14 protein-coding genes are annotated in these 17,893 nt (G+C 52.4%); 3 read left to right on the top strand and 11 right to left on the bottom strand.

Annotated elements, in window-relative coordinates; genetic code table 11:
- Positions 1-15 precede the first annotated feature (15 nt).
- Positions 16-2,709, top strand: coding sequence for a glycoside hydrolase domain-containing protein (locus QET40_RS05075; RefSeq protein ID WP_280126086.1), 2,694 nt, complete (start codon positions 16-18; stop codon positions 2,707-2,709).
- Positions 2,710-2,809: 100 nt separating this feature from the next.
- On the opposite strand, the gene QET40_RS05070 is transcribed toward QET40_RS05075, so the two are convergent.
- From QET40_RS05070 to rlmB, 4 genes are all read right to left on the bottom strand, one after another.
- Entirely contained in the window at positions 2,810-4,789 is a 1,980-nt protein-coding gene (locus QET40_RS05070) for a glycosyltransferase family 10 (RefSeq protein WP_280126085.1), read from the bottom strand.
- Between the two features lie 5 nt (positions 4,790-4,794).
- The gene (locus QET40_RS05065) at positions 4,795-5,979 is read right to left on the bottom strand and encodes a hypothetical protein (protein ID WP_280126084.1); all 1,185 of its coding nucleotides are present in this window, start codon (positions 5,977-5,979) and stop codon (positions 4,795-4,797) included.
- A 319-nt stretch (positions 5,980-6,298) separates the two neighbouring features.
- Positions 6,299-7,150, bottom strand: a complete 852-nt coding sequence (locus tag QET40_RS05060) for a metallophosphoesterase (RefSeq protein WP_280126083.1) — start codon at positions 7,148-7,150, stop codon at positions 6,299-6,301.
- The gene (rlmB, locus tag QET40_RS05055) at positions 7,147-7,731 is read right to left on the bottom strand and encodes a 23S rRNA (guanosine(2251)-2'-O)-methyltransferase RlmB (protein ID WP_280126082.1); all 585 of its coding nucleotides are present in this window, start codon (positions 7,729-7,731) and stop codon (positions 7,147-7,149) included. The genes QET40_RS05060 and rlmB overlap by 4 nt, the downstream gene beginning before the upstream one ends.
- Positions 7,732-7,980: 249 nt before the next feature.
- On the opposite strand from rlmB, the gene nadB reads away from it, so the two are divergent.
- A complete protein-coding gene (gene nadB, locus QET40_RS05050; RefSeq protein WP_280126081.1) occupies positions 7,981-9,582 on the top strand; it encodes an L-aspartate oxidase in 1,602 nt (533 codons plus the stop codon).
- Positions 9,583-9,593: 11 nt separating this feature from the next.
- Entirely contained in the window at positions 9,594-10,553 is a 960-nt protein-coding gene (locus QET40_RS05045; protein ID WP_280126080.1) for a hypothetical protein, read from the top strand.
- Positions 10,554-10,597: 44 nt separating this feature from the next.
- Here QET40_RS05045 and QET40_RS05040 read toward each other — a convergent pair whose 3' ends face one another.
- The 7 genes from QET40_RS05040 to QET40_RS05010 all read right to left on the bottom strand — a co-directional run bounded on the left by QET40_RS05040 (position 10,598) and on the right by QET40_RS05010 (position 17,731).
- Positions 10,598-12,502 (bottom strand): RecQ family ATP-dependent DNA helicase, encoded by a 1,905-nt coding sequence (locus tag QET40_RS05040; RefSeq protein ID WP_280126079.1) that lies wholly within the window; start codon positions 12,500-12,502, stop codon positions 10,598-10,600.
- A 67-nt stretch (positions 12,503-12,569) separates the two neighbouring features.
- Positions 12,570-13,649 carry an acyltransferase gene (locus tag QET40_RS05035; RefSeq protein WP_280126078.1) on the bottom strand — a complete coding sequence of 360 codons (1,080 nt, stop codon included), beginning with the start codon at positions 13,647-13,649 and terminating at the stop codon, positions 12,570-12,572.
- A gap of 105 nt (positions 13,650-13,754) precedes the next feature.
- Positions 13,755-14,462: a hypothetical protein gene (locus QET40_RS05030; RefSeq protein ID WP_280126077.1), complete on the bottom strand. Its 708-nt coding sequence runs from the start codon at positions 14,460-14,462 to the stop codon at positions 13,755-13,757.
- Between the two features lie 64 nt (positions 14,463-14,526).
- Entirely contained in the window at positions 14,527-15,486 is a 960-nt protein-coding gene (locus tag QET40_RS05025; protein WP_280126076.1) for an AEC family transporter, read from the bottom strand.
- A 55-nt stretch (positions 15,487-15,541) separates the two neighbouring features.
- Positions 15,542-16,297 (bottom strand): HAD hydrolase-like protein, encoded by a 756-nt coding sequence (locus QET40_RS05020; RefSeq protein ID WP_280126075.1) that lies wholly within the window; start codon positions 16,295-16,297, stop codon positions 15,542-15,544.
- Positions 16,294-16,896: a sugar O-acetyltransferase gene (locus tag QET40_RS05015; protein WP_280126074.1), complete on the bottom strand. Its 603-nt coding sequence runs from the start codon at positions 16,894-16,896 to the stop codon at positions 16,294-16,296. Before QET40_RS05015 ends, QET40_RS05020 begins: the two co-directional genes overlap by 4 nt.
- 52 nt (positions 16,897-16,948) lie before the next feature.
- Entirely contained in the window at positions 16,949-17,731 is a 783-nt protein-coding gene (locus QET40_RS05010; RefSeq protein ID WP_280126073.1) for a MurR/RpiR family transcriptional regulator, read from the bottom strand.
- Positions 17,732-17,893 lie beyond the last annotated feature (162 nt).

Raw genomic sequence — 17,893 nt, 5'->3', positions numbered from 1 at the left:
TATATTTGGTTTGAAATGTATCAATCTCTGATCTCTTTGACATTGTGCTGTACCTGGATAGCGGGTGCGGCCGACACCGGTATTACCAATGCCTTCGAGGATTTGAAGCACCAGGGGACGATTCGCGAGGAAGATTCCCCGATGCGAGTGGGTGCTTCTACGGAGGCCATGGAGGCTCTTATACAAAGCGAACCGGAAGCGCAATGGTTCTGTTTTCCGGATCAACGGGAAATGGCGTTGCGAGATTCCCGGATATTGCCGAAGAGGTGGGCGGATATGTCTTCTTTGCGGCGTGGTGTCTTGACGGTAAAGACTAGTCCCGGGGAGTATTTTGTCTATCAGCTTGGTTTGTTTGCAGCTCGTGCTGACATGAAGGACGTTAGCGTCGAGTTTTCTCCACTGAAGAATGACGAGGGACAGGAAATTTCCCCCAGAGGGATGACGTGTTTCAATGCCGGCGGCGTGGATGTCTACGGAAAACCGTTTCATCGTGCCGTCAATGTCGTCCGGGGAAACCTTCAATCGTTATGGATCGGTGTGGATATCCCGGATAGCGCTTCCGGCCCATACAAGGGGACGGTGACAATTACTCCCCGAGAAGGGCTATCCCGAACGGTCGCCGTGACGTTGGATGTCCAGGGGCTCCCGGTTCGGGCGCATGGAGATGACGAAGGGTACCGGATGTCCCGCCTGCGTTGGTTGAATTCTTCTATCGGACACGGAGATAAACCGACGGTTCCTTATACTTCGCTGGCAGTCATACCTTCTGAGAGCGGGACTGATATCCAGTATTTGGGTGGTGTCCTAAGGCTGGGACGGAATGGACTGCCTTCCATGGCCCGGACATTCTACAATGAGGCCAACACGCTCATCCCTCGGGCGCAGAACGATATTCTTGCCGATGGTATGCGCCTGGTTGTTGAAACCGACAAGGGACCGGTGACGTGGACTTCCGGAGAACTCAAAGTGGCCCGGGAATCGGACGGCAAAGTTGTATGGACGGCTCAATCGGTTGGCAGCGGAATGGAATTGATCTGTACGGGAACATTCGAATTCGACGGTTTTTCCGATATCCGGTTGAATTTGAAGTCCGATCGCGATTTGGACGTCAAGGATGTCCGTCTCGAAGTACCGTTTACGGAATATGCTTCCAAATATTTCATGGGGCTGGGGCGACGGGGGGGATTTTTCCCTGAAAAGGGAATTGATTGGAAGTGGAATGTAGAGAAAAAACATCAGGATTCCTTTTGGATCGGTAATGTGAATGCGGGAATGCGCATGCTTTTCAAGGGGGATGGTTATAAACGACCTCTCGTCAACGTGTATTACAAGTATGGGCGACTGAGACTTCCGGAATCTTGGGGCAACGGAGGCGAGGGAGGGATCAGGATTGCTCCGGATGGCAAGGGGAAGGTTCTGGCCGGGATTTTCACGGGACCGCGTACGCTTAAGGCTGGTAAATCGCTTGATTTCAATATGGAATTGTTAATAACCCCCGTGAAACCCCTCGACTGGAAACACCAGGTGGAGGAACGGTATTATCACAGTAATTCCGACGTCAGCTCCGAGTATGTAAAGGCTGCCCGAGACAAAGGGGCAAATATCATCAACATCCACCACAAAAAGGACATTTATCCCTTTATTAACTACCCCTACTACGATGCGTCTGTCGGAGATCTCAAATCCTTCATCGGGCAAGCTCATCAGGAAGGACTGAAGGTTAAAGCTTATTATACCACCCGCGAAATCAGCATCAAAATCCCCGAAATATGGGCTATGCGCAGCCTAGGTGGAGAGATAATCATGGACGGCCCCGGCAAGGATGCTACGACGGTGACAAACCCCAAAGGACCGGACAAGTGGCTCGTAGACAATTTCGGAACGCATTTTGTCCCGGCTTGGCACAATGCCTTCAACCACGGCAAATATGCGGGAGAAATGGATCTTTCCGTTCTGACAACTCCGGATTCCCGGTGGAACAATTATTATCTGGAGGGGCTCGATTGGATGGTTCGTAACATTGGCCTGGACGGTATCTACATCGACGACAGCGCTCTTGACCGCGAGTCCATGAAGCGTGGCCGCAGAGTGCTGGATGCGGACGGCAAACGCCGTTCCGTGGACATGCACAGTTGGAACCACATGAATGCCTGGGCCGGCTATGCCAACTCTCTGTTGATCTATGCCGATCTGTTTCCGTTTATTGATCGCCTGTGGATCGGGGAAGGATTTTCTCCTAACAGTTCTCCCGACTTCTGGATGGTGGAAATCTCGGGTATCCCGTTCGGCATCATGAGTGAAACTCTCAACAGCCATAATTACTGGCGGGGTATGATCCACGGTATGACTCCGCGCCTGGGATGGAGCGGAGATTCTTCGTCCATCTGGAAAATCTACGATGCCTTGAACATGGCGGAGGCGAGGATGCTGGGCTACTGGAATCCCTCTTGTCCGGTCATTGCCTCATCTCCCGATGTTAAAGCAACGGCATATGTGATGAAGGACAAGGCTCTGGTCGTCCTGGCCAACTGGACGAACAAGGATGTGGATACGGTCCTGACGCTGGATGCCGGGAAACTGGGTTTTGTACCCGGTAAGGCATCCCTGCCCGATATGCCAGGGATTCAGAATATGGAAGCCTCCATTGACTTGTCTTCTACCCTGTCCTTGAAGGGTGGTAAGGGGATGTTCATTCTTTTGGAAAAATAGAAGGAACTTGATTTCCTAGACGATACCGATATTTACCGCCGGTTCCGTGACGGGGAACCGGCGGGATGCGGAGGTAACGTTCATAGAACAAAGTTGGATCTTATTGTTGTAGCCTGTATCTCCCCGGTGTCTCTTGCGTGAAAGTCTCCGTGCCCCAATGGTCCCATTTCAGGGAAATCTCGAGAGGAGAGGAGGATACAATATCCGCTTCCTCCTGAGAGTTATCCAGTCTTTTTGCCCTTCCTTGAAATAGTCTTGCACTAGAGGTCCATTTGTCGTGGATCAGATCGACAATGAGTTCATGGTTTATTTCATCATTTGGAATCCGATTGCATTGCCGGAATTCCTGGGAGAGCATTCCTCCTCTCATGACAGATGAGTTACTATGCTGAATGATGAGGTGTTGCCGAATGCCCCGGCGTTCCAGGAAGGGAGCGATGTTGCCGCAGCCGTAATCTATCATGAGAGACTTGAACAACTGATCCTCGGCGAAACCGATGGATCCAAATCCGGTTTGTCTCCGGCATTTTTCCAACATTGTAGTTAACAGGCCAGGATTCTTTTCCAGAATTAACAATTCCTGGATGATACGCGCCGACATGACCTGGGCAGCTCCGGTACATAATGGATTTGTCCGGCACAGAATGGGAATTCCGTCCGATCTCTTAAGAGCATGTCCTCCCGCCCGGTACCAGCTTGAATACCCTTCCGGCAGAGTTGCATGAAAATCGCTGATGTGACGCATGTAGTCCGGGCAGTAGAAATCATCGTCATCGATTTTGGCGAACAAGTCGTAACCGGAAATATCGATGTCTTTCACCGTATCGAGGAAATTGGAAAGCTGATCCTTGTTGGGAAACAGACGCAACGTCAATTTCTTTGCATCAATGAAAGGCTGGACATACGGAAATACCAATTCTTCCGCTACTGATGGCGGTACTCCCTTTAAGGCGGCGAAGACATGCAAATGGGGATAACTCTGGTGCATCATGCATAAAATCTGCCTTAAAAAATCCTCTACTCGTTTGTAGGAGGAGATACACGCCGCGATGCGGAACGGTTTTTCGCCGGAGGCATCCGATGGTAGTCCGGGATCTTTAACCTCGTTGAGCCATGGTTTGCCGTCGTCATATCTGGGCATCATGGGATAGTTATGGAGAATGAAACCTTCGGAGATAAAAGGTGGCCCTGGCGTTGTTGCTCGGATTGAACCAGTGGAGATCAAATGCCGGAAAAAAGCTTCTATTTCAGCCTTGTAATTCCCTATGTTCATTTGTCCTTTCGTAAAAATCGGTTCCCGAAAATAGGATAGATAGGCTTCTTCATTCTGATCCAAGTAACGGATGTAATCGGACAATTCGTCGAAGTTGCGAAAATCCCGTGCGTGGACAAATCTCCTGGGATTGAAATCTTGGATGACGTCTGGAGCTCCCCAGTAGATCGGAAGGCTCCCGGCCGCCAAAGCATCGGTAAGTTTTTCGGTGACATACCCGCGAGAAGGGTAATTCTCGAAAGCGATTGTAAATTTGTATCCGGAACAGAATTCGAGTTTGTCTGATGCGGATATTCCCATATTATTCATGCATTTGCCTGCACAATCGACATGTCTGTATCGTGACAGCGTTTTCAGAAAGAGGATGCGTTCACTGGCTTTTCCGTTGGAATAGACAAAGTTGCAAAACTTTCGATGCCGGAGGACAAGAGATTTCGAATCATTTGGAAATTGTTCAATCCTGCCCGAATTCAGGATATAGTTGCAGAACATCCAATGGGGTAGACGAAAATGCCGCTCCGGTGCTCCACTTCCATCGTGCATGAACGTCAATGCATAGTCGCATTCGTTCCACAGGGGCATGAGTGATTCTCCCGTATAGAAGACCTTGGTCCCCCGGAAAGAGCGGTGACTGTCGCCAAAGACGGAATAGATCAGGACATCCGCATGTGAGGGATCATCTTCAAGCACGGCATTCAACCGGGTTTGGAGGATGAAGGAAAGTATGTTACGGCGAAGATCGAAATTGGGCCAGAAATCGGCAAAGGCGATTTTCGGTTTTCCTTCCAATAAAGATGCAGGATTCATTGCAATCAGGAAGTTAAAGAGGGGTTGTTTTCATCAAAAGGAAGGTGGTCGCAACAGCCGAAGCGTTGCATGACGGCGGAAATGTCCATCTGATCCGTTTGAGTGTAACGGCGTAACTGCATCATGACTTTCCGACTCAAAACGGGAGAAAGAAGTCCGCCGGACGGGGAGTTTCCCCGGTAGCTGCTGAAACCGTTTGGTAACAGTTGATGGAATTCGTGAATCGAACGGAAATAAGCAGGGTCGGGAAGTTCTGATGTTTCTACAGGAATGAACAAGTCGAATGCTTCGATTGATTTCTCGGGAAGAAACCATTGGAAAGGCGAGGGGCGGGAATGGAATTGAGAGGATATCAGGGAAACGCACCCCTGCTGGATTTCTTTATGGAACAGGGATGAGAGATGGAGACGGAATGAGTCGGAGGGATCTTCGGGTGAAACAGCCACATGAAAACCGGGATACGATTGTTTCAGTAAACGGATCAGGGAATTCCGGGTTTGTTCCTCCTTATCCATGCGGAAGAGGATACAGCTGTTAATGTACCGGTTGCTCATGGATCTGGTGCGTTGACGTTGATAGAAAAGATTATGTCTGGAAACCCGGATATTGAGTTCTCCAAAATGAGCTGCCGCACCCAAGGCAATGTCGGTTGGCAGACGGTAGTGAGAAAAGACTCGGGCGACTCGTTCCCGGCTTCGGGCAGGGATGACCATGGCATGTGTCCCCCACACATACGGGCAATCCGGGTCTCGAGATTTCGTCTGAAAGGGGGTAAAGACAGGAAATTCTTCTTCTGTTACGCCAGCACAAGGGTGTGATGAAAAATAGAAAAACAGCCGGAAAATATCTGTTTCCGGATGGGATGCCAATTCCTGTTTCAGGGCGGATTCCAAACGGGCATTGTCAATTTGCGGGTAGGCGTCGCTTTCCCCGAAAATGACCATATCATCATCGTCAAAGCGATGATCTCTCAGCATCCGTATAAACGAGGCTCTCAGCGAACGAACATGGGAACGTTCGACCGAGGCGGGGTTTCTGCCCAAGTAGCGGGCACTTTCCTGTTCTTTGGCATCCGTCAGGCAAGACGTGTTCCGGATAGATGGATAGGGCAGAATCTCATACCCGGCACCATGAAGAGCGGCAGCTCCTTCCAGAAATTCGCCCGGCGATGAAATTAATACGCATTTCATCACAAATTCTCCTTCTGAGTTTTCTGTTCCAAGAAGAAACCTGGGAATGTTCGGTAATATTCAAATATGCAGTCCATATGCGTTATTGGTCGTTTGTTTGTGCAAGGAACTGTGAATTCCTTACAAACGACTATTATTCATTGGCATACGATTTTGACAAACAGAGAAAAACAAGTTTTACCGAACTATTTGTATATAATGGCAAAGCCAGAGAAGATGTGCTCGTGGCGATACCCTATCTTGCTGTCCAGGGTAAGGTAGCTTTTCCATTCACTTTGAATGTTCAAGGGAGTATCCCTTCATGCCGGGCAGTAAGAGGCTATTCGTTCAACGGGCGAATGGTGTGCCGGAAGGCTGTTTGCCCCCAACCGTCGGCAGATACTTCACGGACTTCCAGAGAGAAGTCTTTGACTTCTACGGCGTAGCCTGAGGCGTATTGGAAAAGAGCGCCGAGGTTGACGTAGAGTTTGTCTTGGGAGAAGTGGATGTCGCGGCGGTGGAGATGACCGTAACAGATGACTTCGGCTTCCGGTAGGAAGCGTTTGCGAAAGTCTTTAATGCGGCTTCTCATCATGAGCCAGGCGCGGAGGATCTGAAGCGGCCTTTCCGGAGGCCAACAGGCGTGCTGGAAGAAGCGAACGGGTTTGGAGCGTTTCCATGTCGGAACCTTGGCCGGATCTTCAGGGCAGGTTGGCGGCAGAACGAGCTTGGCGATGGTTCTGGCGAGTTCCATCCTGTGTTCGAGGTTGATATCCGCATCCTTGTACTCGCGGATGGTGCGCTTGTACAGAGCCTTGTTGTTCAGGTACTCACGTCCCCAGGGGGAGACCTGTTTGAAGAGGCAGTGGCCGTGGAGGGCGGCGATGCGACCATCCAGGCAGGTAAGAACGCTGTGTTCTTCATCGGGGTCGTGGTTGCCGGCCAGGATGATCAATTCGACGCCAGCCTCGGAGCACATGGTTTCGAAGTCCCGGCGCAGTTTCCCGGCGCGTTCCAGGAAGTCTTCTTCCCGAGTTTCGGAGAAATCCCCGCAGATGACAAGTATCCGGCATCCTTCCAGCAGGAAGCGTATCTGTTCCACATCGCGGATAGCGGATTTGGCATGCCCGAGGTGGAGGTCGGAGATGAACCGGATGGTTTGGCCGGGAAGGGCGGGCAGGTCTTTCTTCATTCGGTTTTCAGGGAACGCTGGCGGACGGCTTCATAGAGGCAGACGCCCGTTGCTACGGATACGTTGAGGCAGGGCACGAATCCCTTCATGGGAATGCGAATGAGGAAATCGCAATTTTCTTCCGTCAAGCGACGCATGCCGTCGCCTTCCGCTCCCATGACGAGAGCCGTCGGCCCGGTAAAATCCATTTCGTAGAGGTTGCGGTCTCCCTTGTCGGATGTGCCGACGATCCAGACTCCCAGGTCTTTGAGTTCTTTTATTGTACGAACCAGATTGGTGACCTGGACGAACGGGACTTTTTCCGCAGCTCCGACGGAGACGCGGAGTACAGTGTCCGTGATCCCGACGGATTTATCTTTGGGGGCAATGACGGCGTCGACGCCTGCGCCATCCGCCGTCCGCAAGATGGCGCCGAGATTGTGCGGATCCTGGATACAGTCAAGAATCAGGAGGAGAGGGATGGTTTTGGCACGGACGATATCTTCCAAGACCTCTTCTCCCAGTGCCCTGACGGCAATTGTCGGTGCCGGGTTGACATGCTTGTTCTGACGGGCATTGTGATCGTTTCCGCGCGGTCTCATTGTGCAGGGATTATCCTGTTTCTGTCTCAATTTCCAGCCAAAAGACCGTATTCGTTACTTTTATAGAAGGTTGAGGAAACGTATGGAATCGTCTTTCTTATCCCGTTTCCGGGAGTGATCGGGAAGATGAATGGGGAGAAGTAGACATCGGGGAGATATATTGTTTCTCCCGTATGGTACCGGATTGAGTGTAATTGAGGCGTGACTTGTCCCGGAGGGGGGCGTAGAGTCGCCCCCGGAGTTCAACACATGAGAACAAGCGACTTCCTCGTCATTGGATCCGGTGTGGCCGGATTGAGTTTTGCCTTAAGGGCTGCCAAATATGGCAGCGTGGTTGTTATTACGAAGAGCAGTGCGCTCGAATCGAGTTCCGCGAAGGCTCAGGGCGGTATTGCCGCCGTGATGGACAAGGACGATTCGTTTAAAGAGCATATCGAAGACACATTGGTAGCCGGTGCCGGACTTTGCGATGAAAGTGCTGTCCGCGTTATTGTGGAGGAAGCGCCGGATGCCATTCGCGAGTTGCTTGACTGGGGAGTTGCCTTCGACCAGGAAGAAAATCATCATTACGAACTCGGACGCGAGGGCGGGCATTCGCATCGCCGGATCCTGCATGCAAAGGATACGACGGGATTGGAAATCAGTACCAAACTGCTTGAAGCAGCCAAACGTTCCCCTAATATTACGCTGTTGGAACACCATTTTGCAATCGACTTGATTACGACGGGCAAGCTGGGCCTCGTGACGGAAGATCGCGTGTTGGGAGCCTACGTTCTGAATCGTGAGACGGGAGATGTGGATATTTTCCGTTCCGACCGCGTTTTGTTGGCAACTGGCGGTACTGGTCGTGTGTATCAGTACACGACCAATCCGAATTCTGCTACGGGCGACGGCATCGCGATGGCTTGGCGTGCCGGGGCGACAATTTCCAACATGGAGTTTGTCCAGTTCCATCCCACTTGTTTCTACAACAAGCGAGCCGAAGGGGCGGAGTCCCGCTCATTTCTGATCTCCGAGGCCGTGCGCGGTGAAGGAGGGGTGCTGATCGGTGCGGACGGACAGGAATTCATGTCCCGCTATGACAAACGCAAATCCCTGGCTCCCCGCGACATTGTGGCGCGAGCCATTGATTCGGAGATGAAGCGGACAGGCAGTCCGTGCGTGTTTGTCGACATTTCCCATAAGCCCGAGGGCTTTGTAGAGGAACGCTTCCCTTTGATTTATGAAACGTGCCGCAAGTACGGTATTGATCCTGCACATGAACCGATTCCGGTTGTCCCGGCTGCCCATTACCAGTGCGGCGGTGTCTTGACGGATATCAACGGTCAGTCTACTCTGAGAGGTCTTTTCGTTGCCGGAGAAACGGGCTGTACAGGATTACACGGCGCTAACCGTTTGGCTTCCAATTCCCTTCTGGAATGTGTCGTTATAGCCAAACGTTCTTTGAAGTCGATGTTGACCAAACTTCCTCTGGGGCGTGGTGAACCCCACGAATATCCGATTCCGGAATGGCACCATGGCGATACGGCTCTGCCCGATGAGCTTGCCATCATCTATCACAATTGGGATGAAATCCGTACGCTGATGCAGGATTACGTTTCCATCGTCCGGACGGACAAGCGCCTCAAGCGGGCAGCGGCCCGCTTGCGCATGCTGCACCGGGAAGTCAAAGAATTTTATTGGGGATATAGAATTACGCCGGAAATACTTGAACTCAGGAACCTGATTGCCGTAGCATCACTTATCGTGGATTGCGCAATCAGGCGCAAGGAAAGCCGTGGCCTGCATTATACGTCCGACTATCCCGTTCCTGCCAAGGACAGCGCACCGTCCACAATACGACGTTGGTAATTCCCCCGTAGATGCGCATTTTCATTCCAGTTCTCATCCTGATTGGTACATCCTATGCAGATATCCAGTCTTCCCCTTCTTCTCCAGAGGGGAAGGTGAAAGGTCCTATTGTGGCCGTACCGACACGCCGGAATGTCCCCTCCTCGCCATCACCCCGGGTATCAACATCTTCCATGCCATCGGCAGGTTCGTCCGGAAGAGCGCACTCCGCTGTCCCGAAGGTACCGATTATAGAACCCAGAAGCCGGACTTCCATCGTTAACGGGGTTTATCCCTGGCGGAAAAACATTACAGCTACGGTTTTTTGGGTCGGAGAAAGTGCTACGTGTCGCAATCCCGTTTCCAATGACAAGAGTTCCTGGGATGCTTCCTGGCAGGATAGTTTCGGAGGGTTTGACGATCCGGATCCGACGAAACGCGGATTGAATAGGCCGGCGGGATTTATTCCCAAACAGAATCCGTTTTACGTTGCCTTACCGTACAATGATGTTTCCAAGGGGCGTCACAAGCCGGAGGCGTCGCGCGTGATCCCGTGGTTCAACCGGGATTTCGAACGACCGGGCAAGAGCGTTTGCAAGGGCAAGTGGGTTCAGATCTGGTACAATGGTAAATATTGTTTTGCCCAATGGGAGGATTGCGGCCCGTTTACCACGGAAGACTGGGAGTATGTATTCGGAGATTCTCCTCCGAAGAACAAGGCCAATTTCGGGGCGGGAATTGATATTTCTCCTGCCGTCCGTGACCACCTCGGCATCAAGGGAGGGCATGCCGTTGTCGATTGGCGGTTTGTAGATTTCCACCGGATCAAGCCGGGCCCTTGGTCGAAGTACGGAGACAACAATCCCTTTCAGCGTCCCGAACTGGCTCCCGAGAAGATTCGTACGGATCGTCTCAAACGCCAAAGAGATGGCATTGAAAAGAAGTTGCTCCAGTCCGACATTGATAAATTGAGGCGGGAATTGCAGGGTTAAGTAGCTTGTTTTGCCGGCCTCGGAGTAGGCTTTCTTTATTACATTTAACGCCCCAGAATGGCGTAGGCTTCCGTCCATACGTCATCCCATGGAAGGTGTGCCAGCGCTCCGTAGAGAGGGTGGCTCCAAAGCCTGGCCCGCATAGCGGCCGGGCCGGGCTGGGCGATGAGGAAGCGTGTGAGTTGTTCCGCCCGGGCCAGCGAAGGGAAGTTGCGGGCAACGAGTTCTGCCAGGGCCAGGCGTTCTTCGTCCGTCATGGCGGTAGCAGGGCGTGTTTCTGGGATTTTCATCTGGTCATTCCGACAGGCGGAACAGTGACCGCACGGGGAACTGGGGAATCCGAAGTAATAGTCGAGATTGGCACTGAGACAGGATCCGTCAGTCAGGAAGCGCATGATGATGTTAAAGCGTTCCTGTTCGTGTTGCATGCGTTCGTACATCAAACGGACGTAGCGGTCACGCCAGACGGTCGGAGGCAGTGCGTCGGGCGAGGGTTCCAGCTCTATGGCGATTTGGCGGAAAGTCGTCTTCCATTCTCCGGTGGCGTCCAGATCTGCAAGCCAGGCACAGGCCTCGGCAAAAGAGATTCCGAAGGCGATAGCCGCATCCTCGACTTCACCTTCGCGGTGAGCGTCCAACCAATGCAGACGTTCCGTTTCTTCGTGGTTCCGTCCGGAGAGGATAGTTTCCAGCGGGAAAAGGGGTTTGACTTTGTAGTACTGGTAGCCGGAGCCGGTTTCTTTCAGCGCGCCTTCCCTCTTCAGGTCGAAGAGAAGCCTGTTGAACACTGTTTCCGGAAGATCCGATTCCGTTGTTGCTGCATAGTAGGAAACGACGTGTCTTCCCCGGATGAGCAGGCGGGACAGGGCGACTTCCAAAGACCGCTCATCCGGCAGAGATGCGCGGATCCGGTTCCCGGCGGCGATCGTGTCTCCCGGAGAGATGAAGATAAGGCTCTGGGCGGGCTGCCCGTCGCGTCCTGCCCTGCCTGATTCCTGAACGTAGGCTTCCGGTGATGTGGGAGGATGGAAGTGGACGACGGAGCGTACATCCTGTTTGTCTACTCCCATGCCGAAGGCGATGGTAGCGACAAGGACATCGGTTTTCCCCGCGAGGAAAGAGTCTTGGATGCAGGCTCGGGCTTCCGTCGGCATGCCGGCGTGGTAGGAACGTGCTTTGATTTGGCGATTCTGAAGCCATGCGGCCAGGTTGTCCGTGTCTTTTCGGGTACGGACATAGATGATGCCGGGGGTATTGCCGGGAGACTGCAGAAATTCAAGCAAAGCATCATTGCGAACCTCTTCATCGACGAAGCGTACGCTACGGCGGATATTTTCCTTGCTTGGCGGAAGGCAGAAGGCGTCGTTTGCCCGGATGTCGAACAGGCGGATCAGGTCTTCCCTGACGCGGACGGTAGCCGTGGCTGTTAGAGCCAGAACTGCATGAAAAGGGCGCGTTTTGGCATAAGAGGGCAGTCCCAGGTAATCCGGGCGGAAACTGTGCCCCCATTCTGACAGGCAGTGAGCTTCGTCTACGACAAACAATCCAAGGGGGACCCCTTCCATGGCTCGTTGGAGTTCCTGTCTTTCCAGGGATTCCGGAGCGACGAATACCATGCTCAAGGTTGCGGAGGAAATTGCATGAAGGACCTCGGTTTTTTCTTCATCCGTCAGTGAGGAATCATACCGTGCTGCGGCAATTCCCAGGCGGACGAGGCTGTCTACCTGGTCGCGCATTAGGGCGATCAGGGGAGAGACGACTACCGTCAATGCGTTCAGCATGACTGCAGGAAGCTGGTAGCATAAACTTTTCCCCGATCCCGTGGGCAGGACCCCCAGACAAGAGCGTCCGTCCAGGATTGTTTGGATTATGTTCCTTTGCAGGGGGCGAAAATCCTGTTTTCCAAACAGGGGAAGAAAGGATTCCGGAGTTTGCAGAGGATGTGGCATGAGATGCATGGTACAGTTCAGGCCGACGGATGGCGAGTCCGGTACCTGTCACGCCGGGGTTTCCGGTTTACCCGATCAGATATTTGCCGAATCTGGGAATAGAAAGCAGTCTGGCAATCAGGTAGGTGATGACAATGGTGCTGATTCCGATGGCAAAAGTACTGATGGGGAAGGGAAGTGAAGCGTTCAGAAGTTTGAACATCATGTTCAGAAAGAAGATGTGCATTAAATACATCCCGTAACTGGCTTCGGAAACCTTCCTGAAAAATGCATAGACGCGACCCTGGGAGGAAGGAAGGGCCTTAAAGAGCAGGAAAATGCCCGTACACATCAAGGCAACGTTGAAGGTGCAGAAACGCCAGCTCAATTCCAGTTCCGGTACCAGAACGGCTGTTTCCGTGCGATGATGGAAAACTCCGGCTGTAATGGCATAGCCTGCCAGAAACAGGAGTAGTCCGGTGACGACGTTCCGCCGGGGACTCCAGTGGATGTAGGTTCTGATATAGTGGCCGAGAACAACGTAACCGATAAAACCGGAGAAATACCAGAGGGTTCCGAATTCATTCCAGTCGCATTCGCCATAGAATCCCGGGACAAGTTCTCTTCCGTAATGATAGAAGGTTGTCAGGAACCAGACTGCTAGAAAGGCAAGTTCGAATTTTCGGGAACATTCCCGGAGCCAGGGTGAAATAACAGGCATGAACAGGTAAAGCCCGAGCAACATGTACACAAACCACAAATGACCGCTAGCATCGGTAAAATTGTAGAGCAGGCGTTGGAGATTGCCTGTAGCCTGGTCAGTGGAAATTTCTCCCCAGGACAGCGGCAGGAGTGCGTATAGCAGGGACCAGATAGCGAAGGGGATGACGACACGCGTAAAACGGCGGCGATAAAATTGTCCGGGACTTTCCCTCAGAGGGACAAGCAAATAACTGGATACCATGACGAATAAAGGAACGGCAATGCGAAGGGCACTTGCAAACCACGTGACCCATCCTGTTGCTTCCGGTCCCGAAAAGTTGACTTTTCCGCCTTCTCCGATGTAATAAAATTCAAAAGAATGGATCAGGATGACCATGCAGCAGGCTGCTGCGCGGAGATAATCGAGGAAGACGATTCTGTCTTGTTGTACCGGTACCGTGTTCATGGGAAAAAGAAACGTTGGAGATGACCGTTAACTACGGTGACTAACCGGCGTTTCTTTCAGATGCGGTACCCTGGTCTTTTTAGTGTAGGAACTTCCGGCTCCCTGCTATAGCGAATTACCGAACAGGGTGGAACCTGACATGGTCCCGGGACGCATCGTCGGATCGTTACGCTGGTCCTTCATGTCGAGAGGGTCGACGATGGAATCAGGGTCTTTGCCGGAGGTTGGAGAAGGTGTCGTCTGTTTCGGTTGTCCGGTCGTTGAGGATGACTTCCCGGGATCCTTTCCAAAAGGAGTGATCGGTCCGAATGAATCCGGAACGGAGAATTTGCCGGAAGTCGTATCGTCGTCCCTCCAGAGATACGACTTCCGGGAAGAGACTTCTTTGTCGTTGATCAGCAACGTGACTTTCCAGGTCAGGACGGGACCTTTTGTGAAGTATTCGTCCCCAATCACCGTAAAACATGTTTTTTCTTCTCCGCCGCTGCGGCCTTTAGGGAAGGAAATGATTTTTTTATGGACTTTGGAGCCTGTGTTCCCTTGTTGATATTCGAAGACGAGCCGGGCCGGGAGTTCCGGTTGCCCGTCTGTCCACGTGACGTAATAATACTGTCCCAGACGATTGCGGCGTTCTTTGGCCGTGATGGCTCCGTACATGATGTACGTTGTCTGGGCTCGCATGAGACCGGTTTCGAATGCCGAGGAATCCGTGGACTTGACGGGAACTTCCCGTACGGATTCCAAGCGGGATTCGTAAGTGCATGAGGAAAGCGCGCAGAAGGCGCCTGCGCAGAGGGCGGGAAGCAGTCTCATGCCGATATTGAACCGTGGCTGCTTCCGGGTGTCAAGGCCGGAGCAGGTCGGCGGCTTGCAGAGTTTACAGGACAAATTTGAAGCCAACGGCCAGCCAGACAGGCAGGGTGAGGAAGGAAACGAAGGTCGTTACCAGGCACACCTGCATGGCCAGTCCCGGGAGTCCTCCGAATTGTCGTGCGATGATGACCGGAATCATGGCGGAGGGAATTGCCGATTGGATGACCATGATCTGCTTGATCTCTGTACTGAAGGGAAGCAGCCATGCCAGGAGGAGGATCAATACCGGGGCGACTATCAGGCGCCCTACGATGCCGCTGATAATTGTTTTGGGTTTCCATTCGACGCTTTTCCAGGAATCGTACATGGTGGCACCGAAAAGAAAAACGCACAATGGAATGGCGCAGTTGCCCAGCATCTGCAGCGTCTGTTTGATGGGGGCTGGCGTTACGTAGCGGTCAATGCCTGTCCAAACCAGGAAGAGACCGAGCGTTACCCCGATCAGAGGCCCGCGCAGGAAGACTTTCGGAGAAATATTTTTGAATCCGCCGGAGAGGATAATGAGTCCTACCGTCCAGATAGCGATTTCACAACCGGTGTTATGGGTCATTAGGATACCCATCATCGGATTGCTCGGTGTGGTGAACATGACCGCAATGATGGGGATGACGAAGAAGCTGTAGTTCTGAATACCTGCCGCCAGAGTGAAAGTACGGAGTCCAGTACCGATATGGTACCCGAACAATTTGCCGACGAGCCATGCTGAGGCGATTCCCAACATGCACCCGGCAAAGCCCGCTCCGGCCGCTTCCAGCGAGAAGGCCGGGCTGCGCAACATCTCGTTGCCGAGCATGCTGGAGAGTACAAGACAGGGGTAGCAAATATCAATAGCCAGTTTGCTGATAGGCTTCTCGTGGTTCGGGAGCAGCCAATGCATTCTTCTGGCCAGCCAGCCGAGCCCGATGATGAGATAGACCGGAATAATAGCCAGGAAGGCGACGGCAACGGGATCGGTAGAGTTCATACTGTTTGTTTTTTGTTTGCCGCCCTGTCCGGGTGATCGAGGGCATCAAGGGGGATCAGCTCCGTGGCCTTATCTCATCCGATTTGATCCGGTAATTCGAGGGATTTTTCCGGCATGAAATTGATTTGCCGGGCGGGTTGTTGAACTGGGGATGCCGGGGAATTGAAGGGAGGTTGATATTTTTGGTCAGATAATTGCACAGTTCCCGGACAGAGCGGAACACACGGGAAGGATTGGCCGCTTCCAGTGCAGGGATGTCTGCCGTTGTTCCCCAGGCGGCAGATAGACAATCGACTCCGGCTTCTCGACAGGCGGAAATATCCGATACGGTGTCTCCAATGTAAAGGAAGTTGTCCGGACGGAGGCGGAATTGGCGCATGAGGTCGACGATGGCCGGTGCTTTACTGGAATACTTGTCCGAACCGGTTTTGATGGTACAAAACAGACCGGACATTTTGAATTGTTCCAGAGTGATGCGACAGCTTTCCTTTCCCTTGCCCGTGACGAGGGCAAGACGAATTCCCCTGGCATGCAGGGTATCAAGCAGTTCGAGGATACCGTCGAACGGACAGGGGCATTGATCATGCAGGCGGCGATAGGCAGTGAGAAAGTCCCGGAGGGCCTCTTTCCATCGGTCATGGACGATTTGGCGGATCATACCGGTTTCATTCAGTCCGAAAGTCTGGACGATTTCCGTTTCGCTCAACCTATGTCCGGCATGCGGGGAAACGGCTTCTTCAAATGCCTGGAGGCACATTGGAATTGTATCCCCGATAGTACCGTCCAGGTCAAAGGCGATCATTTTGATCATTGTTGTTGTGTTCCATTGATGTTCCTGATGACGCGACAGGGATTGCCGGCGGCGACACAATGGGAAGGGATGTTCCTCGTGACGACGCTGCCTGCCCCGATGACGGTACCTTCTCCGATGGTGATTCCGGGGAGAACGATAACCCCGCCTCCCAGCCAGCATCCATTGCCGATGCGAACCGGCAGGGCGCGGGTATGGCAGAAGTAGGCGCCACTTTCCGGATTCCAGTCGTGAACGAGTCGTTCCTCCAGATCGATTGGGTGGGTCGCCGTGTAGATTTGCACGTTGGAAGCGATCAAAACATTGTTGCCGATCCGGATTTCATTGCAGTCTACAAACGTGCAATTCATGTTGATCGACACATTATTGCCGAGGTGCATATTGCGGCCGTAATCGCAGAGGAACGGTGTTGCAACTGATACGTTCGTCCCCATGCTGCCGAAGAGTTGCCGGAGAAGGTGTGTTTTTTCCTGTTTCCGCCCGTAGGGCAGGGAATTGTAGGATGCGAGCAGTTCCCGGGTTCTGTTTTTGTAGTCCAGAAAGATCGGATTGTGGCAGTCGTAAAGTTCACCTGCCAGGCATTTTTCGAGTTCAGTCATAGTACCCCGTATCATGAGGAGTGCTCCGTGACATCTCAAGTAACAGGGTGTTTCAAATTTTGGGGAAGCGGGGAGGAGTTTCTTCAACAAGTCTCCGTGCAATTGCCTCTATGATAAACAGGGCGGGGACTTGAGTCGTCGCGTTGTATCCTCCGTTGATCCTTTGCTGTTTAACGTTGTAGTCGATATTCTCGTCCGACAGATGGGCCAGCGTAGTATTCGGAGAATTGGTAATGCTCAGGATGCTGCATTGCCGGAGACGGAACTGCTGGACGATATCGATCACTTCTCTCGTTTCCCCGCTTTCGGAAAGGGCGATGACGACTGTATGTGCGTCCTCGGATTCCGTGATGGGATAATGCGTGTCTTCCAGACCGATAGAAAATTTTCCCAGGTTGGAAAAATACCGGGCTCCGTATTTGGCTAAAGTGCCGGATGAGCCCTGTCCGACGAAGATGACTTTTTGCGCGGTACGTACCATTTCCACCGCCTGGCTGATTTTTTGTTCGAAGGCACTGGTGGCCGTCCTTTGAAAATACAGCAGCAATTCCCGCAGATCCTTGCGGGCCGGTATTTTTTGAATCAGTTTCCTTTCCCTTTCCAGATGTTTCTTGAAATCGGAATACCCTTCGCATCCCACCTTGATGCAAAACCTCAAGATCGACGATGTGGACATATGGAGCTTGGCTGCCAGCTCGCGGATAGTCATGTAGCGGACCTGGCCCATGTGGGCAATGACATACTTGTAAATCCTGATATCCGTCTCATTGAATGCATGGACGGTTTCATAAGGGAACAGGCTGCTGCCATCGTGCTGGGAAGATTGATCATTCATGGTAGCAATCCAATTATCGACTCATATCCGATTTCATATTCCTCGTCAATCAGGACGTAAGGAAGACCGTATTCGTTGCAAGCCATGAGATTAGCCCTGTTTTCAGCAATGAGTTCATCCTGGGATGGAGTATTACCGGGAAGGCGTTTTTCCGTGATGTTG

This window comes from Akkermansia sp. N21169 (genome assembly GCF_029854675.1).
In the GTDB taxonomy this organism is placed as follows: Bacteria; Verrucomicrobiota; Verrucomicrobiia; order Verrucomicrobiales; family Akkermansiaceae; genus Akkermansia.
This window is presented reverse-complemented; position numbering and strand designations above follow the sequence as displayed.